Source organism: Acinetobacter sp. Li1LvA2 (assembly GCF_056156705.1).
On record NZ_JBSICF010000001.1, the window covers coordinates 894,002 to 917,156 of the forward strand.

General features: G+C 37.1%; 16 protein-coding genes and 2 pseudogenes. 3 read left to right on the plus strand and 15 right to left on the minus strand.

All coding sequences use genetic code 11. The features are described 5' to 3' along the window. Window positions 1-3: 3 nt before the first annotated feature. The 5 genes from tssE to ACS604_RS04150 form a co-directional block, all read right to left on the minus strand. Window positions 4-480, minus strand: a complete 477-nt coding sequence (gene tssE / locus ACS604_RS04130) for a type VI secretion system baseplate subunit TssE (protein WP_002048404.1) — start codon at window positions 478-480, stop codon at window positions 4-6. A 78-nt stretch (window positions 481-558) separates the two neighbouring features. Beyond that, entirely contained in the window at window positions 559-1,062 is a 504-nt protein-coding gene (locus tag ACS604_RS04135) for an Hcp family type VI secretion system effector (RefSeq protein ID WP_003651052.1), read from the minus strand. Window positions 1,063-1,111: 49 nt separating this feature from the next. Beyond that, the gene (gene tssC, locus ACS604_RS04140; protein ID WP_004793199.1) at window positions 1,112-2,593 is read right to left on the minus strand and encodes a type VI secretion system contractile sheath large subunit; all 1,482 of its coding nucleotides are present in this window, start codon (window positions 2,591-2,593) and stop codon (window positions 1,112-1,114) included. Next, window positions 2,586-3,089: a type VI secretion system contractile sheath small subunit gene (gene tssB / locus ACS604_RS04145; RefSeq protein WP_003651049.1), complete on the minus strand. Its 504-nt coding sequence runs from the start codon at window positions 3,087-3,089 to the stop codon at window positions 2,586-2,588. Before tssB ends, tssC begins: the two co-directional genes overlap by 8 nt. A gap of 16 nt (window positions 3,090-3,105) precedes the next feature. Next, a complete protein-coding gene (locus ACS604_RS04150) occupies window positions 3,106-3,795 on the minus strand; it encodes a hypothetical protein (protein ID WP_174730278.1) in 690 nt (229 codons plus the stop codon). A gap of 823 nt (window positions 3,796-4,618) precedes the next feature. Between ACS604_RS04150 and ACS604_RS04155 the strand changes: the two genes are divergently transcribed. Then, entirely contained in the window at window positions 4,619-5,623 is a 1,005-nt protein-coding gene (locus tag ACS604_RS04155) for a formylglycine-generating enzyme family protein (protein ID WP_144730972.1), read from the plus strand. A 2-nt stretch (window positions 5,624-5,625) separates the two neighbouring features. Here ACS604_RS04155 and ACS604_RS04160 read toward each other — a convergent pair whose 3' ends face one another. From ACS604_RS04160 to ACS604_RS04205, 10 genes and pseudogenes are all read right to left on the minus strand, one after another. Further along, window positions 5,626-8,592 (minus strand): ATPase, encoded by a 2,967-nt coding sequence (locus ACS604_RS04160; protein ID WP_474770259.1) that lies wholly within the window; start codon window positions 8,590-8,592, stop codon window positions 5,626-5,628. After that, window positions 8,593-11,379, minus strand: coding sequence for a DUF2345 domain-containing protein (locus tag ACS604_RS04165; protein WP_474770260.1), 2,787 nt, complete (start codon window positions 11,377-11,379; stop codon window positions 8,593-8,595). A 345-nt stretch (window positions 11,380-11,724) separates the two neighbouring features. Then, window positions 11,725-12,063, minus strand: a pseudogene (locus ACS604_RS04170) (hypothetical protein); the annotation flags it as partial. 15 nt (window positions 12,064-12,078) lie between these two features. After that, a complete protein-coding gene (locus tag ACS604_RS04175) occupies window positions 12,079-12,447 on the minus strand; it encodes an AHH domain-containing protein (protein ID WP_474770372.1) in 369 nt (122 codons plus the stop codon). A 6-nt stretch (window positions 12,448-12,453) separates the two neighbouring features. Next, window positions 12,454-13,740, minus strand: a pseudogene (locus tag ACS604_RS04180) (RHS repeat-associated core domain-containing protein); the annotation flags it as partial. A gap of 88 nt (window positions 13,741-13,828) precedes the next feature. Then, window positions 13,829-14,983: a hypothetical protein gene (locus ACS604_RS04185; RefSeq protein ID WP_474770261.1), complete on the minus strand. Its 1,155-nt coding sequence runs from the start codon at window positions 14,981-14,983 to the stop codon at window positions 13,829-13,831. Window positions 14,984-15,065: 82 nt separating this feature from the next. After that, on the minus strand, window positions 15,066-15,752 hold the full coding sequence (locus ACS604_RS04190; RefSeq protein WP_474770262.1) for a GAD-like domain-containing protein: 687 nt from the start codon (window positions 15,750-15,752) through the stop codon (window positions 15,066-15,068). Continuing rightward, window positions 15,749-17,428, minus strand: a complete 1,680-nt coding sequence (locus tag ACS604_RS04195) for a polymorphic toxin type 15 domain-containing protein (RefSeq protein ID WP_238611029.1) — start codon at window positions 17,426-17,428, stop codon at window positions 15,749-15,751. The genes ACS604_RS04190 and ACS604_RS04195 overlap by 4 nt, the downstream gene beginning before the upstream one ends. A gap of 2 nt (window positions 17,429-17,430) precedes the next feature. After that, window positions 17,431-20,298, minus strand: a complete 2,868-nt coding sequence (locus ACS604_RS04200) for a DUF2345 domain-containing protein (RefSeq protein ID WP_474770264.1) — start codon at window positions 20,296-20,298, stop codon at window positions 17,431-17,433. A 104-nt stretch (window positions 20,299-20,402) separates the two neighbouring features. After that, window positions 20,403-21,299, minus strand: a complete 897-nt coding sequence (locus tag ACS604_RS04205; protein WP_238612351.1) for a LysR family transcriptional regulator — start codon at window positions 21,297-21,299, stop codon at window positions 20,403-20,405. 98 nt (window positions 21,300-21,397) lie between these two features. Here ACS604_RS04205 and ACS604_RS04210 point away from each other — a divergent pair, with 98 nt between their 5' ends. Next, the gene (locus ACS604_RS04210; RefSeq protein ID WP_474770265.1) at window positions 21,398-22,738 is read left to right on the plus strand and encodes an MFS transporter; all 1,341 of its coding nucleotides are present in this window, start codon (window positions 21,398-21,400) and stop codon (window positions 22,736-22,738) included. Further along, a complete protein-coding gene (locus tag ACS604_RS04215; protein ID WP_151962487.1) occupies window positions 22,731-23,132 on the plus strand; it encodes a hypothetical protein in 402 nt (133 codons plus the stop codon). The genes ACS604_RS04210 and ACS604_RS04215 overlap by 8 nt, the downstream gene beginning before the upstream one ends. Window positions 23,133-23,155 lie beyond the last annotated feature (23 nt).

A 23,155-nucleotide genomic window follows, 5' to 3' on the forward strand; every position in this document is an offset into this window, starting at 1 on the left:
CGCTTAGGTTCTCGCTGAAATTACATATTGCTGCGTTGTCGGTTTTAGCAATGCATCAAAAACGACAGGTTCATACAGTGGATGAATATTTAGATAAGCCTGAATACTTAAACATAGTGCCCCCATATTATGTCCATCCAACAACATCTCTACCCGTATTTGTCTTAATCTAGGTTCATGAGCTGCTATTGATTGTTCAATGGATTGGCAAATCTTGTCTCGATCTAGCGGATTGGCTGTAGAAAGCCCCACAAAATCAATAATCCCGAACTGAAGTATAGATTTTTTAACTAGCGGATAATCATCGACCACATGATCCAATTTAGCGACTCGACTATTCAGCAAGTCTTCTAAATCTTTTGCTACCGATTCTCTTAACTGCTGAATAGAAAGACCCTTTGCATAATCTTCACTTTCAGGAATTAAGCGATCAAACAAAGTTGAACGAAATCCGTATGGATAAAGCCGATCTAAATTCATTCGAGTTCACAACAAGCATGCTTAAAGACAGCAGAGGCTAACTTTATGTCAGCCTCCACCAAATATTCACTTAGATAATTATGCTGCGTAAGAAGCAGTATTATTAGAAAGTGACCATTTCTTAGTAACAGCACCTTTAGCAGTACCGTTAATATCTTGTTGGTTATAAGTCCACTCAACAGCTGCGTATTTCAAACCAAACGCTTCAGTTGGAACACCTTCTTCGTTAACAGTTGGAGTTACACTAGAAACTAGAACATGCTTCAATTTAATTTGTAAGTACTTGATACGTTTATCGCCATTTGCACGATAAAAATCAATTTGTACTTCATCAAATGTATAACCAGCTGAACATGCTTCCCATAATTTCGGGCTAGTTGCATCTAAGTCTTTAATAAAAAGCATATCTGAATGTTCAACACGTTCAGCAGTATGGCCACCAACACTACTTGAAGTAGCAGATTTAGGTTGACGAATGTTGTGAGACCAAGAGTTAACTTCTAACCAGCCTTTGTGCTCAGAGTCACGAGACTCGCCATCAACTTTATATTTACCGCGAAACTCAACGTATATATCTTTCATTTAGAACTTTCCTATTTGTAATTTAAAGTTATTCTTTCGCTGACCTTTATTAATTTGAGGACTGAGGTAACTCAGTAACAAGTCGCAAAGAAACTGACAACTCATCCAGCTGGAAGTGTGGTCGCAAGAAAACCACAGATTTGTAGTGACCTGGTTGAGCAGGATCTTCTACAACTTTTACAGACGCTTCGCGCAGAGGGTATTGAGCTTTCGCTTCTTGAGAAGCGCCATCATCAAGTAATACATACTGTGACAACCACTCATTTAAGAATGCTTCAACATTTCCAGCAGAAGCAAAGCTACCCACTTTGTCTCTCATCATTGCTTTTAAATAATGAGCAATACGTGAAACGGCCATGATGTACTGAATTTGACTTGATAAAGCAGAGTTAGCATTTGCTGTATCATTGTCATATTTTTTAGGTTTTTGAGTTGATTGCGCGCCAAAGAAAGCAGCGTAATCGGTATTCTTACAATGCACTAAAGGAATAAAGCCCAAATCGCTTAATTCTTTTTCACGGCGATCAGTAATCGCAATTTCTGTTGGGCACTTGAATACCACTTCGCCATCTTGTGTTTTAAACGTATGAACAGGTAAGCCTTCTACTAAACCACCGCCTTCAACACCACGAATTGCAGCACACCAACCATGCATATCAAATGCATTTGTTAAACGAGTACCGAAAGCATAAGCAGCATTCATCCACAAATATTCGTTATGGTTTGCACCCGAAACATCTTCAGCAAAATTAAACCCTTCTGTAGCAGTTCCTTCCTTTGGATGATAAGGAAGACGACCAAGCACATGCGGCAAGGTTAAAGCGACATAACGAGCATCTTCACTGTCACGGAATGAACGCCATTGAACATATTCAGCTGTTTCAAAGATTTTCGACACATCTCTAGGGCGGTCAATATCTGTAAATGATTCAAGACCAAGAATGCTTGGACTAGCCGCCGAAATAAACGGTGCATGTGCCGCTGCAGCAACATGAGAGATTTGCTCAAGCAAATACATATCAGAAGGTGTACGGTCAAATTCAAAATCACCAATCAGTGCTGAATATGGTGCACCACCAAAAGATCCATATTCTTCTTCATAGATTTTTTTGAACAAAGTACTTTGATCAAAGTCTGTAGCACCTTGAAAATCTTTAACCAGCTCTTTTTTAGTCGTATTCAACATACGAATTTTAATGAGGGGATTAGAAGGTGTTTCTTGACAGAAGTAGTAAAGACCACGCCAAGTTGACTCAATCTTTTGGAATTGCTCATTGTGCATGATCTGACTTAATTGATTTGAAATCAGTGCATCAATTTCCGCAATACGCTTATCGATTGATAAAGTCATATTTTCAGAAACTGTAATTGTGCCTGCCATTACTTCTTTGGCAAGTTCACCTATTAAGCTTTTTGCACGCGAATGTTCTTCTTCATTTCGAGCAATACGACTCTCTTCAACAATCGAGTCTAGAAGATTAACTTGTTCATTTTCAGCAAGAGGCATTGCTGCCGATTGAGCATTATTCATGATCAGCCTCCGCACTTAATTTACGGATTTGATCAGTACTCTTAAGCACTTCATCAAGTAAGTCTTCTAAACGCTCACTGTTAGAAATCTTATTTCTTAAATCTGTTAAACGCTCACGTGCTTCAACAAGTTTCTTTAATGGGTCAACCTGTTGAACAACATTTTCTGGGCGAAAATCTTCCATTGACTTAAATGTTAAATCAACTGCAATTCTTCCACCCTCTTCAGTCAGCGTATTATCTACTTGAAAAGCAGCTCTTGGAGACAATGACTCCATAACTTCATCAATATTATCTAAATCGACATTAATGAATTTTTTATCTTTTAATTTTGTACGTTCAAGCTCAGAAGCTGCCGAAAAATCACCCATCACACCAACAACAAATGGTAGTTCCTTCGCTTCTTTTGCATCACCAATTTCGACATCATATGTAAGCTGAACACGTGGAGGTCGAATTCGCTGAAGCTTCTTTTGTACGCTTTCTCTCTTAGCCATAAGATTCTATTCCTGATTATTTAATTAAAGGGTCAAAAGGCGAACTTTTTGATTTATTAACATTGGCTACAGGGGCAGTTTTTGGTTTAACCGCAGTTGCTTTTGCTGGAGTTGCTACTCGTTTTGTTGCTGCTCTGGAAGCTGTAACTCTGTTGCGGGTTACAGTTTGTTTTCTATAACTTCTTCTTTCATTATCAACTGAGCCACCTTCTGTAGCCGCCTTAACATTTGAAGTATCTGGCGCAGGCATTGAAGTATGGATATTTTCAATTAATTGTTTAGCGGGTGGATAAGTTACATCATTGCTTAAATAACGCATTTCCTGACTTCGCATTTGCTGCAAAGAGTTATTTGCAATGCTTACACCAGATAAAAATAAAACATCTGTTATTAATGAACCGCGTATATTTTGACTTTGCAATTGACTTGCCAAATTTAATGCTTTAACTGGTTGATTGGTTTGATAAAAGCGCATAGCTGCTTTAGCTAATAAATCATTTTTTTGAGTCGTATTATCACTATCACAAACTTGTTTAAAAATATTCAATAGCTCAGGGTCATTCTGACCTTCTGCTAAAGGATTTTTTTTAATACAACTTTTTTTAAGTTTTACAGGCTCAAGTTCTGCTGCATGAGCACCTGATAGACCGATAATGTTTCCAGTCAGAGAAAGTATCAAAATACTTCGTTTCAACACAACTTTCATTCCTCTGTTTTCTTATTTATTCAAGGCTTTACTGAAAAGTTAATATTGATAAAACATTAAAAAATCAGTCTAAAAACCTTATATTCAAAAAATTTACGCGCAGTTTATCATATAAACAAACATATTTTATATAAAAATCATATCAACTTAAACTAAAAGTAAATAGTTAAGATGGTTATAAAATATAGCTTAATAAAGTTATTCTTATAAAAATATAATATTGTTATTTTTTGTAATTAAAAATAAGTTGTTGATTTTTATATATTAATTAAAAATTAAAACTAATTAATAAATTATCATAAATATCATTCATTTAGTTTTTATGAAACATTTGCTTAACAATATTTAAGTTTATATTAACCAGAAGATATTTCTATTTGGTTATGAACACATCATCAAAACGTAAAGTAAAAATTAAAGTGCAAAAAACATAAAACTTGTCAAGACTAATCTGTCTATCTATTATGCTTATTTATATAAATTCAATTTTCTGGTTAAAGGTTAAAAAGTGCCACACCCTGCCCTAAGCATGCTTTTAGACAAATTATCAAAAAAATAGAATAAAAAATTTAAGTTTGTTTTTTGTAAATATATCATTAGGAATTATAAATCTCTCTTTTAACTATCCAATTGGTTCATACCTGATTTCTCTCCCCAAAGAGCATCTAATCTATTTTCACTTATAAAGTATCTGAGTTCATTTTGATTCTTCATAAACTATAATGATTATTCGCTAAGTTGAATAACAAAACCGCTCTTTATATCTTTCAAGTCTCTCACTAAAATAGTTTCATCAATATTCAACCTAATGATTTCCTAAAAAATGATGAAACGGAATATAGCTGTTGTTTTATTTTCAAGTTTTGCTTTAAGCGCTTGTGCTAAATCTACTGAAACAAATCATAAGTCATCAAAGCCCTCACCAGAACTTCAACAAAAAATTCAGAAATTGGTTGAGAAAACCAAAAAGAATATGATCTTTGTTGAAGGTGGTAGCTACCTAATGGGTGACTTTGGACTAGTAACTCCAGAATTAGAAAAAATGGTTCCAAACAGTATGGCAGTGAAGAACCCGAAGGGTAATACTGAAAAACCTAGTAACCAACCATTCTCTCCAGGGGCCGATAATAAAACACTTCATAAAGTTACACTGAGTAGTTTTAATATGAATGCTTATAAGACCACCTTAGAGGACTTTAATACTTTTACTGAAGCTACTGGACAAGCTGCGAGTACGGATAATAAACGTTATGGTTCAAATATTGCTCACGAAGTAGCAACTGGTATGGCTTGGCAACAAGCCAAAGAATACTGTCAGTGGCTTGGGCAACAAGTAGGTACACCGATGGACTTACCTACTGAAGCGCAATGGGAATATGTAGCCCGAAATAAAGGACAATATACTTTATTTGCAACAAATACAGGTAAAGTAGAACCAAAGAAAAACCTATGGGGATTAGATCAATATGATAACTACAGACATTTACATGACTTACAAACTGTCGCGAATATTCCGGTTATAGGTCAAACACCACCAAACCCTTTAGGTTTTTATGATCTTGTTACTAATAATTATGAATGGATGAATGATTGGTACGATAAAGATTATTACAAACACTCACCTAGCAATAACCCAATAGGACCAAAAACAGGTACTGAAAAGGTTTTACGAGGTACTCTAGCAATGGGAGCCGATAACTTAATGATGGCTGATGGTTTTAATATAGCTAGAAGTAAAGCCTTACCTATTCCAAATGATGAAAGTAAATCAAAGTATCGCTTATATTCCGTTCGTTGTGTTGCCAATATCCAGCAACCGATTAAATAACTTTAAGCCATATATGAACCATCAGAGTTTTGTTGATAATTTGCTGCAATAAACAATTCTGCATCAGTACCATCGACTTCAAGCGATGGTACAGCTTCCGTATTTAAAGCAACTAAAGTATCCGCATTAACAATACTTGGGTCTTCAGCCATTTTCTCTCTTAACTTTTTCAACTCCCTTGGATTATTCATTGGTGCTTTTTCATGTAAAGGAATTGTTTTTACAACTTTTGAGCGTAATTTTTCATATTGCTCTACATATTCACTTCCACGTCCAACTGTATCTGAATTAAAAGCATATTCTTTTACAATATCTGAGACCTGAGACCAAACACCATCATGTAAAAAAACCAAGAGTTGTTTTTCTAATTTTTTAATACTATTAGTTGATTTTGAACCATCAAAAGACATTCTTTGGAGAACATTTAACCATTCATTTTCTGTTGTAATAGTTTCAAAAATTGCAATAACAGCTTGCTTATGACTAGGTAAATATGGAGACGTTAAAGATGTCGGGTAGTCAGCTAAATGAGTAACTTTATTGTGTCTAGTCATTTGGTAGATTAGCATTCCCTTGGCTTCAGGGGTTGCTTGTTTTAGCCACTCCGGTTGTCTTTTAATTTTATTGGCTAAATCAACTGAATTTTTCGCATCGGAATACTTACCATTAAAATTATCAAACTCCTCAGCAATGTCATTGAGAGTTTTAGCAGTTATAGAGTCATTACCCAGAGCAATTACAGCCAATTGACTTAAATTTCTAAAAGCATCTTCCGCAATAAAACCTAATATTGTGAATTGAGCGCGTATAAGCTGGTAGTGCACCCATTTCAACACTTCAAGCACCTGACTAAAATCAATAACGAAATCTAATGCACCTTTTGCCCCCAAACCAACACATAAGGCTGCTTTAGCCCTAAAACGGAATTGATTTTCTTGTGCCCAATAAAATAGTTTAAAATTAACTCCCGCTCCCAATCCAGCACTAGCAGCAAAATCCAATGCCAAACTCGCCAAAGCCTTGAAATCTTTAGCTTCCGGTGAAAGCCATTGAAATTCACCCGATGGTTTGATACCTGCCTCAGCGCCAGCAAATGCCTCAATTTGCCCCTCAGAACTTGCACCACTACCAGGAATGATGGTTTCATCACGATCCATTGGTACAAATCTTGGGCGGCTTTCCCCCATATTATTGGCAAGTGAAGGATTTCGGTTTCGCCTACCATTGGCAGCTAATTGCTGTTGACCATCTTTACTGTAGCTGATCTCTAAACCAATTCCTGCGGCCACTTTTGCACCAGCAAAACCATAGAGCTCCATGCCAACAATAAACCGGAATGCCCCTAGATCAATGTCATCAAAGTTCAACATCCAACCTTTATCACATGGAATAACATAGGTAGTTTTTGCTTTCCCCTCAAACAAAACCAGCTTACCTTGGGCATTCACATTTGCCTTAGCATTCACTTCTCCACTTTCAGGTTTCCAACTCGCACTTGATGAGAAACCAGCACCACCAACACATCTTAACCATTGAGATTGAATATCTACCGTTAAACTATCTGAAAGTTTAATTTGTTCAACAAAACCTGCACTAAAAGCAGAGAAATCCCAAACCTTTGTTCCAGTTTGCTTGGAATATTTTGCAAGATCTAAACTAACTTTTTTAAATTCATTATGGATAGTCTCTTGGTTAATTTTCTTAAAGTCTTGTTTTATATCTTTAAGTTTCTTTAACTCTGTCCCTAAAACCGTTACCTTAAAGCTCTCTTTGTTTTTTTTCTTTTGTTGTAACTGCATATATCGGTCGGTACGCAGATATCGACGTCTAAAATCAAACTCTTGCGTGTTACCATTTGGATTTTTCTTTTGACGCGCTTCAAATGTAATGACTTCTGTTAGATCAGCCGCTTTTTTAAAGTTTTTATTTAACTCCTCTTCGATCTTTTTCTCTGCTTCTTTTATTTCTTCTTCTGCTTTTTTAACATTAGAAACACTACCAGATTTTATTGCTTCTGCTAATTTATTTTTAGCATCAAAAGAGTTTCCAAATAATTTGTCTAGTTTCGAACTTTCCTTTTCAAACTCAGCGTAATCCTCTGCTGAAAGAACTATCATTTCCTCTCTATGCATATTTAAAATAACAGGAGGTTTTCCATTGCCCTGCAAAGTTACTGTCGTATTCTTATCTTGCTTTGTTATCTTCGCAACAGACTTCAACTGTACAGTGACATAATTCTTTTTACTCATAGTTGCAAAATGCTGTATGTCTTTTTTATCTGGTTGAGCAGACATATTTACGAATTTAAATTTTACGAATATAACTTCACCTTTTGGCGAATATAAAGGTGGAGTAAAACCATTCTTATCTACAACACTCATTTTTACATTAGGTAAACTAATTTTCTTTTCCTTACCCTCTTTGTCAAAAGTAAAAGTTTCAAATGGAATATTATCAGATAGTTTAGTCCCCCTAAATCCTTCTATTTTATAGCGATAATATTGTTTGATTTGATATTCTATAGTAGTGATTCCTTGCTTTTCTTCTTTTATATGGAGACCTGAACTACCATTAATATTAATGGCTTTCTCCCACTCTGAATCCGTTCTTTTAATCCAAAGATCATACTCACCAGCTGGCAGATGCATTTCTTTAGTAAAACCTTTCATGTCAGTTTTAGCTTCTCGGTTCTGACTCAAGCTTGGACCTTCATGTACATCTTTATATCTCGCCATATTTTGGGCGATCGTCTGAGCTGGAATAGGTTTATTTTTATAAATGGAGTTAAAATCCAACGGCTGCACAAGAGGTTTAGGATTCTTTGCACTCCCAATAGCTATCGCAAGTTTATTTACCTGTCCTGGCCGTTTTCCCTTTTCAGTTACAGAATAATCCATTCCATGGCAAACAATCGTATCATTATCAGGCAATACATTAATAAATAGTTTTAATTTAATCTTATTCATCATTTATTCTTCTTCAAAAGTTACAAAACCATCGTGAACGTGATCTTCTAAACTAATTTGGATTTGCTGAGGGCCCTTGGTTGTGATCTTCTGTGTTTTACCTTGACCATCTGTCACACCACTGACCATTTCCCCATTCGGTAAAATCATTAAATATTTTTTACTTTTCAATGGATTTCCAGTTATATCTTTGGCTATATAAGTTAAATGGTAATCTGGCAACATTGCCAATTCTGGGTTTTTCGCTGCCACCTTGGCTCCCCCCATAAACAAATGCTGCCCTGCTTTCACCTCAAGCTTACCGCCCGTAACAGGGAAAATACCTGAACCATTTAGCTTTACTTGAGACCCATTTGCAGTCAGATTAATTTCAGTTGGACTAGTAATAAAAACCGTGTCTTCGGTTGACGTAATCTGTACGCCCTTTCGAGCAATGACATCTAAGGCATCACCTTGTGCCTGAATTTCAACTTTACCTTGACCAGCAAAAATCCGAGCACCTTCTTGCGCGGCAAACAGACTTATTTTTTGACTCGCATGACCCACTATATTTTTTTGTGTACTGAGATTAATACTGTCACCAGCACTTTGAGTGAGCTGTCCATTTGCACTAAGGTATATATCTTCATTACTACTTACAGCAATACTTTTTGGAGATGCTAACACCATCACTGCTGATTGAAACTCAGCAGCTTTTTTAGGATCTTCTTGTTTGAGAACTTCTAAGAAAGTCTGAATATTCTCAAGCATATCTAATGGATCAGTTTGCTGGTTTTTAGCAACTTCGCTGAGTGCCTTGGCATTGTTGAGGCCACCTTCTATTTGTTGTTTTGCTTCATTTGCATCTAGGTGTACATCTTGAGCTTGATCCTGCTTGTGGGTACTAAGGAGTAAACCACTGCCTGCTCGTACTGCACCCCATTGGTCTGTTCTGAGTTCGAAACCTTCACCACGACCTTCACTCTCCGCCTTATCTTTTGGATGGCTTAAGTTACCCAAGTTGAGCTGACTGGCCGCATGGCTACTTTGTAGCTGGGCACTGATTTGCCCTGTGGTATCATCAAAGCGTAGCTGGTTAAAGCCTTTGCCGTCGACTTCTTCGGAGCGGATGCCACTGAGCTTTTTAGTGTCGGGTAGTTGGCCTTTTTGGTCGAATTGCGTTGGGTGACGTTCGGCTTCATGAATACGCCCCACCACAAATGGACGGTCAATGTTGCCGTCAAAGAAGTCGATCACTACAATCTCACCGACACGTGGCAAGAAACGTGCCCCATAACCCTCACCAGCCCATGGGGTGAGTACATCTACCCAAGCTGAGTCGGTATCATTGTCGTTACTTCCTGCTCCACCGTCGTGACTATGGTCGTCAGTTCGGGTAAATAGGAAGCGGACTTTAATACGACCCCACTGGTCGACATGAATACTTTCACCCTCTAGTCCCACCACTCTAGCGCGCTGTGGGTAAGCTGCTGGTCGGTGCCCTAATGGATCATACTCAGGAACAGTTTTAATATTTCTGCGTGACAAGATGAGCTCATTACCCTGACGCTCAGTCTGGTCATTTAACTCAGATTGACATTTTTGCCATTGGCTTTGACTAACAAGTTGATTGATTTGTTTTTGCAAATCTTTAGGCAAATTGTTTTGCAGATAGAAGCTTTTGCCAATAATCAGAAACTCTTTGTCTGTCCCACTATGCGTATCTATTTCAGGATGTTCATTCAGTTCAAACCAATAACCGACTTGCGCGTCACGTACTGTAGTTTGCGCACGAAAATATTTTGATTGAGACGCATAATAATCAGATAAATTTTGATTGAGTTTTTCTAACTGCTGATGACCCGATGCAGTGGCTTGATCTTCACCTTTTAAATCTTGTATCCAAGCAGGACTGACATGCCATGCATGTTCTAGACTTAAACTCGCGTTATCCTGATTAGCACTATGACTATGCTTTGACTGAACACTGCCCATGCCTTCTTCTTGACTTAAAGCATCCGCCTGCCAGCGTTGCACATGCACGGCTGTAGATTGTAAGCTTCGAGTTGGCACAAGGCTCGTCATACTGTCTTGTTGTTCAACAGCACTACTGCGGTGATAACGGATATTTCTTCGGTCTAATACTAAATATGATTCATTATTATCAATTAAACGTAACTTTTGTGATTGAATTTCATCCGAGCTATTAGTGACAAACAACTGAGCTTCATCAATTAACCAGTTAATGCCTTCACTACGCCAAAGTCGGGTTAAAAACTCATAATCTGTTTCGTTACTTTGCATAACAAAAGGTCGAACATCGTAATCTTCGGTTAGACCTTTTAAATCTAAAGTTAAGGCAGAAGCAAACAACGGGCTTTTGTTCTGCCACTCAGTAAATAGAATTTCAGTAATGTCCCGTACACTCTTATTCATAAACACACGGCTATTGCGGCGTTTATGCCATAGCACGGTCGGGTCTTGTAATCTCAGTTTATACAATGTTAATGAACCATCACTCTGCCCCTGACTGGCTTCTGTAATAATTCCTGTGGTTCTAAATAATTGTCCATGATCAGTTACTTGATTGACTGCAACCTGACAACCAATAAATTGTTTTAATGAAATATGGGCATTAGTAGAAAGACAAAATAACTCAGCAGTCAGTCCTTCATTTAGCTGATGCTGCCCTTCAATGCTTTGTAAAAAGACTTGAGTATTCAACGATGGATTAGAAAACTGAACATGAAGCACGCGTTTTTGCGAACTGATACCCAAATCTTCTATAATTCTATGTATATGAGATAACATCTTTTTTATGAAAACTTTGTCAGGATTGGCATTATTTTATAAAATACAGAAACATCTGTCTATTTTGTAAAGAAAAACTTAACCATATGAATACACGAATGAATGAGAATGCTATCCGTGATAAATATAAAAAATGAATTAACAACTTACGCTATTAATTCACTTTTAAAAGTTGTTAATATTTTAGTATTCTAAGAAATTCATTTTTAATTTAAATTTATTAATAATATCCACAAATTTTTGACTTACTACATAGATATAAGGTTTATCCGTATCTCTAGCAATAAAAAAGTCATCTGTTACAAGATCTTTTTTTATGAAATCATCCTCATCTAATAAATTGTTTTTTCTCTTAATATACATAGCATAAATATCTACCTCTTCATTCCTCACATAGCACTTATAGAAATCACACTCATCTTCAAGAATTTCTTTCATTTCATTAAAAAATCTTTTTGAAAATAGTAAAATTCCAGAAGATGAATAATAAAAATCAGTCTCTAATATCTCATTTAATTGATCAGAAAAAATATTATCATAATCTAAATTTACTCTAGGATTTTTTAAAAATTGATTACTTAAGTCAAATTTAAAATAATCAATGACAATTTCTTGCTTCCCTTTCAAATCAAAATAAAAATCTCTATCAATATACTCAGAGGGATAAATTGTATAAAAATTCACAAATAATTCCTCATCTTACTTTCTTTTCAATGGTAAAGCACAAGTGTACTTTCCTGTTTGTGTTCCTATTCTAAGCTCTTGCTGTAACTTTTGAACTTCTCTTTGGTAATCTCTATAATCCCAATTTTGACCTCTTGATTTCATCTGGATCGCATCTAATTTTCTCTGAACACGTCTATTATATTCTGCATGTTCTTTAGTCCACCCACGATGTAATCCCAGTTTATCATTTTTATCAATTCCTTCGCATACCGGCATATACATCATGTTTGAAGCAGAATTTATATCCATATTTGATTTAGCAAACACCTCATGACCTTTGAGACTATATGGAATGATATGCTGACGTTGATAACCTTGTTTAGTCGGCATCCAAGTTGGCATACGCTCCAAACCAAGAGTATCAATCCACCCAATAGGACTAGGACCATATTGATAAAGATTATATCCACCCAACAATCCAATCGGGTCTTTATTAATAAACCGTCCTACATACGGTGAATAATAACGATAACGGTTGTAATGAAGCCCAGTTTCCCCATCAAAATACTGACCTTGGAAACGGATGTTATTGCTTATAATCTCTGAATTTTCAAAGAAATCTGACTTAGTCTGTTCTACCTTACACTCACCCCAAGCTTTATATTGAGCTTTCCAGACAATGGCGCCTGTCTGGTTACTCATTTCCTGCGGTGTGCCTAAATGGTCACAATGATAGAACCATACATCATCAAAACCTTGGCTTTGTTTTGTTGTATTCCAAAGCGGGGCTTTATAAATACTATATGGTTTATCTGTCCAGTCTTGAGTTTGATGTAGCTCAATTGAGTGATGATAAGCTGCTTGCAACAGAGGCACAAAACTATCTTTTTCGTAGAAATAGTGTTTAGTTATATCAGCACTAGATTCATACGCTAAAGTATCACCATCCCAACCATAAATAATGTTCTGCTCTTGACCTGTATGGTGGTGTTTACTTCTTTTTTGAATACGTCGACCTAAAGCATCATAACGATAATCTGCCGTATATTGCTTGTTTCGGCTACGAACAAGACGTCCCAAAACATCCCACTCAAGATTTAAATCACCTTGTGATGACTTTTGTCGAATCAGCTGTCCAAAAGCATCATATTGATATTGTTGGTCAAGATATTCCTGCACGACATTATTAACTAAGCGGTTGTAACCAAGACCTTTTTCAGTGGCAGTATGTTGTGAGGAGTGCTCTTTGGTACTGTTATAGCGATCTAAAATATTACTTGCTGGATCAAAATTAAAAGTCTCTTTGCCAAGCTTACTAGTTGCCTCTAATAAACGCCCAACAGGATCATATTTATAGTGAATGGTTCCACGACGAGTATCCTTAATGAGCGTTAACTCACCTGTTTTATCGTAATGATATAAGCGTTCAATCAATTGATTGGTATGCTGGATAGCATTATTTTGAGTTTGGGCCTGATAGCCTTTGTCATGCCCATTCAACATTAATTGCTGAGTTAAGCGCCCGACTTCATCATAACGTTGTTGTTGGCTAAGTCCATTTGCATAGTGGCGTAATGTCTCTCTATGTAAATCATCACGCTCAAAACTAACAACATCTTCACCATTTAAAACCACACCATAGACATGCCCACTTCCATAAGTCAGCCAATCTATTTTTTGTCCATCTGGTTGTAATTCGATTATTTAATTCATCTTAGAAATACTCTCTCACATAAAAAAGCCTATCAATTGGATAGGCCTCATACATAAAGGATTAACAATATTATTGATTTTCCATATCTAAATACCAAATAGTCTCTCCCCAAGAATTATCTTTAATTTCAGGCATGATTTCACCTTTGGTAAAGTATCTCTTCTGCATATTATTAGCTGGGCTATACCAATCTCCAGAGTATGGACAAACATCTCCAGCCTCACACTTTAATAACTGTCTATCTAACTCATCGTTATCGGGATGGCTAATTATCTCCCAAAGATTTCCGTCATAGCGTATAAGTTTTTTATATGTTAGCACCCAAAGAATATTTTCTTTAACTTCAACTGATATTACTCCTTGAACTGCTTCTAACTCTGAGACTATGGAATATTTCCCCTCCTCATACAGATAAAGCCCTTGTTCAGAAGCTATATAAATTTTATTATTATAAAAAGCAGCATTATAAAATGTAGAATTAATACTTATATCTTTTAAATTCTTAAATCCATTATCAATATTACCTCTTAAAAGTGTTCCATATTGACCCAGAACCAGAATGTTTTTTCCATCAGGACAAGGAACTATTGCATACAGTGCAGATGGGGTTATACGATTAACTTCGAGCCATTTTAAGCCATTAAAAAATGCAATAAAGCCTTCATCATTTTGTGTTCCACATACATAAACACTATTATTATCGAAACTATTTATATCATAAAGATTTCTTTTGAAATTTAAATCTTGATCATTATTTAGAAAAAAATCATCATTTTTAGGAATTTCTAAAGGTTTCTCTTCTAAGTTGTTGGCGATACTTGTCCAGTTTTCATCTTCATAAATATAGATTTTTGCACCATCTCCACAAGCATAAATCCTATCTTGAATTACACGTAAACGATTAAATTGCCCATATATAAACTGCTCATTAGTAATAGGACATATTTGTTGGTACTCTTCACCAGCCTGCTGAAAAATCTCTACATTCCCCTCTTTATCAAGCGAGATTAGAGATCTATTATTTAATGAATTCGCGTAAGCCACTGAAATAACTTTCCAGCCATCTAAATCATGACTAGACCAATTTGTATCTGATTGATGACGATAAATGAATACTCTGCTAAAAGTATCCCATGAGTCCAATTCGTCAATACTAGCAGAAAGGTAATAGTTGTTATTACTAATAGCGCATCCTGAACTAAAAGTAATAGGTATTTTTTTCATATTCCAATAACTTCACTTATTTTCTCAGTTTTGTATTCAGATCTTTAGAAAATACAAAATAGAAAAAAAGCCCTAATGGGCTTTAATCATCCTTACCTAGACCTTGTTCGTCCACAAATTTTCCGATATCGAGCATCATTCGTGGTGTATCAAGAGAAGCTAAAAATTGTAAATGTGAAATAATCGGTAACTTACGAACATTTTCAAGTTTTGCTTCACCACCTAAAATTAAAGCGGGTTCAAAACCAAACATTTCATTTTTATTTAATTCCCCATATTTTTTTACTGCTCGATCAAATAAAGGTTTGTTTTTATAGTCTTTTATATTTATAAATCTTTTTTCTTTAGAAGACATAAAAATTCTTATTAATAAATCACCCTCATCTTTTTCCATAATTTCCATACTTGGAAATATTTGATTCATAAGTGGCGAAATAGTAAAACATTGCCCATGTATAGTCCCCCAAACACTTAAATCACCAAAAGCTGTTCGAGCAATCACAAAATATTCTTCGTGAGGAGGGAGTTCAACATGCTCTAACCAAGCATCCAAAACATCTTGATAATCCTCTGGATTTACGAACCAGAATAGTCCATTGCCCCATCCTGAAAAACCATAGGCTTTCCAGTATTCGAGTAATTGATTAGGTAATTTCCCTTGATATTTTTTTATAATTTCTTCGGAAACAGTTTCTGAATAGATTGGTGGTCCAAACCCCTCATCCTGATAGAAAATTTCAAAATTTTCATCCATCATAAATTCACTCATTTTTTACACCTTTCCAATTTTGCATTCATACCTGTTTTACTTCTTTCACCTACAGGAACCTTTTTCGCAGCCTCATCTAATGCCTCAACCCTCGTTTTCCATTGGCTACCAATTGAAGAGTTAGTATTTTTTAAACCTATAGCATCTGATGCTACTTTGTTCTTCCCACCTACAATTTGGTCTGGATTATGCAATGCTGCCATTTCATTCATAATACGACTCGATTTACCAGAGGCTAGTTTCTTCGCTTCTCTGGGTCCAACACCTTGTTTTTCATATTCTTTCTGATATTTTCTAATTAATGTTTCTTCATATTTATCTCGCGCATCAGCTGCTGGCCCACCACCACCTCTCCCGTTATCATCAAAAGCTTTGCGTCCTTCAAGATAATCATCCACGCTCATTTCATTGAGACCTTTTTGCTGGTTCGCCAATTGCCAGTCGGTCTCTTTTTTTAAGTATTCATCAACTGTTAAATTCTTACTGCCTTTCGGATAATCCTCTTTAATCATTTTAGCTGCATTTTTTCTTGCACTATCAGTATTTACAGGGTTGAAACAGTTTACCTTTGTTTCCTTCATTTTTTTAGTGACAGGTTCTTTAACTTTTGGCTGATGTACATTTTCAGGAGTTTTTCCTGCAGCACTCGAAGCTGTGCCTGCACTATGTGCAGCATTTGCCTGAGCGGTTTGAGGGAAAGATGGCCTAACTGTTTGAGCAGGTGCAGGAACAGGTTTCACTTTTGTACCCACAGTAGCATAAGCAGGTTCATACTTAACTGATTGCTTTAATAAGTTTTGCAAATGCTCATCAAATTCTTTAAAGCCTTGTTTAATTTTTATGGCTGATTTATGGATCATTGAAACTAAAGCGGCTTCAAATCTCTCCATTCTTACATAAATAGATTTAGCCCACCCTAAACCCATCCAATTAATTTTAGCTCCATAGCTTAACAGTGACTTAACACGTTTTACCAAACCTAATAATTGATTAAGTATTGACGTGATAATATTAGTAACAGAGCTAGCATAATCTGAATACTTTATCTTTTTCAGAGTTTGAATAATGTTTCCTTTCATAAAACCGTTTAGTTTAGAGACTATCGTCGCTAAATGAGGTGTTTTTTTAATAAGGAATAATCCAACACATTTAACTACATTTCCTATTTCACTACCAACAGCCCCACCTATAAGTCCGCCTACACCAGCTCCAGGAGCTGCACCAACACCACCAAAAACAGCCCCACCTGCTCCACCAGTTGCCGCACCTGTTGTAGCAGTCACACCAACTAAAACAAACGGAAGCAGATAAACAGCTAATAACATCCATTCCTGTATATCATCTTGTTTCTTGGGGTCATTTAGCATCCTCATAATGACTGCAACCGCATCACGAGCACTGAATACAAGAACCGTTCCAGGAACAAAACCTGCAAGCATTTCTGTGACAATCACAGAAACAGGACGCTCATCCGTATTGAATTCCCCATAAATAAAACTTTTAACCCAACTTTGAGCACCGTCTAAGGACTTACTATACTGTGCAATAAGCTCATTAAGCTCTTTCTCTATCCATGTTGCTGTCTGATTAAAATTGGATTGCAAACTGCTGACAGATTGATTAAAACTTTTCTGTAGCTGTATTTGATAACTACTAAATGTCTGTAACATATCCATAATTATTCTTCTGGTTGATCTTCTGGAAAGGGGAGTACAAAAATTTCAGTTTTAAATAAGTTATCTATCTCTTGCTCAAACCTCATTTCTAATGCTGAATCCAATGAGTTTCGATCTTCTCCATATTCAATGACAGCACGTCCATTTTTCTGGTCACTATAAAATGCCATCCCATTCGAATCAGTTTTACCTTTTTGTGTGGTTCCATCAGGCAAATGAATTGTATAAGGAATATTTGGACTAGGCGCGCCATCCGCATATACCTTTCTAAATTCAAGCTGTTTCTTAGGTATCGAGAAAGCAGGTAAAATTGGTAAGTTCTGTGTTGATGAACCTCCCCCCATAAACAAATGCTGCCCAGCTTTTACCTCAAACTTGCCACCAGTGACAGGGAAAATTCCCGAGCCATTAATCTTGATTTGAGACCCACCTGCCGTGATAACAATTTCTTTAGAAGCACTAATTTCAATTTTGTCTTCTGTTGAAATAATCTGAACAGCTTTACGGGCAATTAAATCTGCTCCATCACCCTGAGCCTGTATTTCAACTTTGCCTTTGCCTGCATAGAGTCTTGCCCCTTCTTGAGCCGCAAAAAGGCTGATTTTATTTTGGGCGTGTGCAATCAGGTTCTTTTGAGTGGCCAGGTTAATGCTATCGCCCGCAGTTTGACTTAACTGAGCATCTGCGCTGAGGTGAATGTCTTCATTACTGGCTAAAGCGATACTGTTAGGTGCAGTTAATATCATCAAAGCTTGCTTAAAAGCGGCAGCTTTGTCTTGATCTTTTTCTTCAATTTGTTCTATGAACGTTTTTAAGTTCTCAAGAACTTCCAATGGATCAGTTTGCTGATTTTTGGCAACTTCACTGAGTGCCTTGGCATTGCTAAGGCCGCCTTCAATTTGTTGCTTGGCCTCATTTGCATCAAGGTGCACGCCTTGAGCTTGATCCTGTTTATGGGTACTAACGAGTAAACCACTGCCTGCTCTTACCGCTCCCCACTGGTCTGTTCTGAGCTCGAAACCCTCACCTCGGCCTTCACTTTCCGCTTTGTCTTTTGGATGGCTTAAGTTACCCAAGTTGAGCTGGCTTGCTGCATGGCTACTTTGTAGTTGGGCACTGATTTGCCCTGTGGTGTCATCAAAACGGAGTTGGTTAAAGCCTTTACCATCGACTTCTTCGGAGCGGATGCCACTCAATTTTTTAGTGTCAGGTAGTTGGCCTTTCTGGTCGAACTGCGTTGGGTGGCGTTCGGCTTCATGAATGCGTCCCACCACAAACGGACGGTCAATGTTGCCATCAAAGAAGTCGATGACCACGATCTCACCGACACGTGGTAAGAAGCGTGCGCCATAACCCGCACCTGCCCATGGAGTGAGTACATCAACCCAAGCGGAATCGGTGTCATTGTCGTTACTACCTGCGCCACCGTCATGGCTATGGTCGTCAGTTCGGGTAAACAGGAAACGGACTTTAATGCGTCCCCACTGGTCGACATGGATACTTTCGCCCTCTAACCCAACCACTCTAGCGCGCTGCGGGTAAGCTGCTGGTCGATGTTCTAGTGGGCTATATTCAGGGACAGCTTTAATATTGCGTCGAACAACATTCAGCTCAGCAAAGTGGCGCTGCTCAGGGTTTTGGCTATCGAGTTGAGCTGCCTTAAGCTTGTCTTTTGGCAACAAGCGCTCAAGTTGCTGTTGTAATTCTTTCGGTAAATTATTCTGGTTATAGTAGTGCTTGCTTAAGATTAAAAATTCTTTGTCAGCACTGTCATGTTGGTCAAGTTCTGGATGGTCATTGAGTTCAAACCAATAACCCACCTGTGCATCACGGACATTACCTGAAACGGTAAACTGTTTAGAACTCAGGTGATGATAAGCATTAATATGCTGGTTAAGCTGTTCAATCTGGCTATTACCAGAAGATGTTGCTTGGTCTTCACCTTTTAAGTCCTGCATCCACGCTGGGCTGACGTGCCATGCATCTTCAAGGTTTAAGCTGGCATTATCATAGTGTTCGCTGTGCTTTTGTGTGCCTTGTACGCTGCCACTACCTTCTTCTTGTTGCAGGGCATCGGCTTGCCAGCGTTGCACATGTACAGATGTCGGCTGTAAGCGGCGCTCAGCTTTGACTTGGGTAACGGTATCGAATTGTTCTGTGGCACTGCTGCGTTGGTAGCGTAAGTTACGGCGTTCAAGAGCTTTATAATTTTGGTTATCGTCAATTAAACGTAAGACTTGTGGCTGAATGGACGTATTCGGGTCAGCGACTAAAAGCTGAGATTCATCAACTAACCAGTTAATGCCTTCGCTACGCCACAAACGGGTTAAAAAGTCATAGTCGCTTTCGTTTGACTGCATCACAAATGGACGCACATCGTAGTCTTTAGTTAAACCAGATGTATCGAGCGTTAGACTTGAAGCAAATAACGGGCTTTTCCCCTGCCATTCTTTAAACAGAATTTCGCTAATATCGCGCACGCTTTTACTCATAAACACGCGGCTATTACGGCGTTTATGCCAGAGTGCAGTTGGGTCTTTTAAGGTTAAGTTATAGATGGTGAGTGAACCGTCGCTTTGCCCTTGGCTCGCTTCGGTAATAATGCCTGTTGTTCTAAAGAACTGGCCTGTATCCGTCACCTGATCGACAGCAACCTGACAGCCGATAAATTGTTTTAATGCAATATGCGCGTTTGTCGACAGACACAGTAATTCAGCAACGCTACCTTGGTTGAGCGTATGTTCACCCTCAACGCGTTGTAAGAAGACTTGGTTATTTAATGATGCGTTGGAGAATTGCACATGAAGAACGCGGTTCTGTGCGACTAAACCTAAACTATCTAAAATTTGAAATATTTTATGGGACATCATTATTATAAAAACTGAGTCATAATCGCCGTTATTTTATAAAAAACAGACAGAATTGTCTATTTATATAAAATAGTTTAGCTTCCATAACTTACATATTTTTTAGTTTAACTGAAAGAAAGATTGGCTATTAAATAATCTATAAATGCTCTCGTTTTGGCCGGTAAATTAGAGGTATGAGGATAAAGTAATTGAATACTTTGTAGCGGTAATGAAAAATCGGGCAATAGTCGAATTAGGCGATTTTGTTGAATATCTTCATCGACTAACCATGCAGGACAAATCGCCACACCTAAAGATGAAAGAGCCATTTGATGAATTGCAGTCACCGAGTTTGATTCATACTGACTTCGAATAAAAGGTAATGAATATTGCTCCCCCAAACTGTTTTGCAAAATATATTGTGAATCTTGCCAATTTAATAAGGTGTGGCCAATCCAAGGAACATCTGCTAAATCAGATATATTTTCTATAGGATGGTCTTTTATAAACTGTGGAGTAGCCACAAGATAAATTGGATATTCTCCGATTTTTCGAGTTTTTAGAGATGAGTTTTTTAAATTCCCCAGTCGAATAACCAGATCTAATTTTTCAGTCACTAAATCATCGAAAGATGAATTAAACGAATACTGTAAACGTAAATGTGGGTAAAGCCGACAAAACTCAGGAAGCAAAGGCAAAATGAAACGTTGACCAAATTCATTGGTAGATGAAAATCGTAAAGTGCCTGTAATGCTTGTACCTAAGTGTTGGCTTCGTTCAAATGCCTCATCAATCTGAAGTTGGATTTGTTTAAAATCCTCATAAAAATGCTGACCGATTTCAGTTAATGCAATATTACGGGTGTTGCGAATTAACAGGCTTGTATTTAGCTGCTTTTCTAATTGTTTTATATCAATACTCACCATTGATCGGCTTAAGCCTAAAATTTCAGCCGCCTTGGTAAAAGAACCGGAATCAACGACTTGTAAAAAACTGGTAATTTGCTTGAGGTTTTTTTGCACAATTAAGCCAATTGTTTAAAATTATCAAACAATGATTTTACTTCGCTTGCATCGACAATAAAAGAGCTGGATCTTACCCTGCCTGCACGGAGGTAGGTATGTCTTATCGATATAAAATAACAACAGTGTTTTTACTTGGGTTCTTTATTGATTGCATCAACATTTTTATGTCTGCAATTGCATTACCTAATATTGCATCGTCATTTTCAGTTAGCCAATCTATGGTCGCTTGGGTAACAAATGCTTATATTCTCGGCCTCATTTTAATTATGCCCATGAGTTTATGGTTAGCCACCAAACTTGGGAACCAAAAATTATTGTGTTATTCAATGCTGTTATTTTCGATAAGCATCTGTTTTATTGGCTTTAGTGAATCGATTTATAGCTTAATTTTTTGGCGATTTATTCAAGGCGTAGCTGGAGGTTTATTAATTCCAGTTGGGCAAGCACTCGTATATGCATTATTCCCGAACCAAGAACGCCAACGCATTTCTACCATGATTATGGCAATTGCACTGATTGCGCCAGCTTTTTCACCTGCGATTGGCGGCGTGATTATTGATTCATTGAATTGGAGATGGGTGTTTTTATCTAACCTTCCTTTTTCTTTAATGGCAGCAGCTCTGGCATGGTTATGGATTAAAAAAACACAGAATGTGTCGAGTGAAAAACCAGACATAAAAGGCTTGGTTATTTTTAATATAAGCCTATTATCTTTGTTACTGTCCTTTTCATTTTATAGTGATTACCATAACACCTCACTAGCTATAACGAGTTTTCTCATTTCAGTTGGAATGCTTATTTTTTACATTCGACATGCGAAAAAAATTTCCCACCCTGTACTTAATCTTGAGTTATTAAAAAATAAAAATTTACGTAATGCATTTATTGTCTATTACGCCGTTCCGGGTATTTTTACAGGCGTTAATTTACTCAATATTTTTAATTTACAGCTTAACTTTGGCTTTAATGCAAAACAAACTGGTTTATTCATGTTGCTCTATGCAACTGGGGCACTCGCAGCCATGATTAGTGGTGGCCTGCTCTATCAACGGTTAGGAAAAAAGTATCTTCTTATTATTGGAATAACACTACACAGCTTTGGCATATTTCTTTTGTTTTGTATTTCAAACACTAGCCCTTTGAGCTTTTTAGTGATTGCTTATTTATTGATGGGAATGGGAGGCGGACTAAGTGCCAATATTGCCCAAATTAGCTCACTGATTGATTTTTCAGGCCAAGATTTATTACAAGGAAGTGTGCTCTGGAATATTAATCGACAAGTTTCATTTAGTGTCGGTACTGTTGTTCTCATTTCGATATATAACTTGATGTCTGGCTCAAGCGATCTGCTTCGCTATCAACATACTTTTTTAATTGCAGCTTTGCTCTGCTTACTTTCACTCATTCCCGTTTTAAAGGAGAAAACCCATGTCTAAACAAATGGATCTAGTCATTCAAAGTGTTATTGACCTACATATTTTAATAGAAAATGTATTTACAGGCAAAAATGCAGAGCAAAATCTGAGCCCACTTTTAGATAGCTTTGATCAAAATTTTAAGATGGTGACGGTTCAAGGTCAGAGCATTGGTTTAACTGAAGTGAAGAGTTTATTCAGCCAAAATATGGGCAAGAAACCTTCTTTAAAAATCGACATTATTAAGAGTACAGCTTTATACGAATTTGAAAATTATTGTTGGGTGCAATATCAGGAACATCAGCAAACGAGTGAAACCGAAACATTACGCACTTCGACAGCCTGCATTAAAGTAGAAGGTGAAAAATGTTATTGGGTTTACTTACATGAAACCTTAGTTCCCTCGTCTTCTTAACTCATCGAGAGCATCTTAAAGAT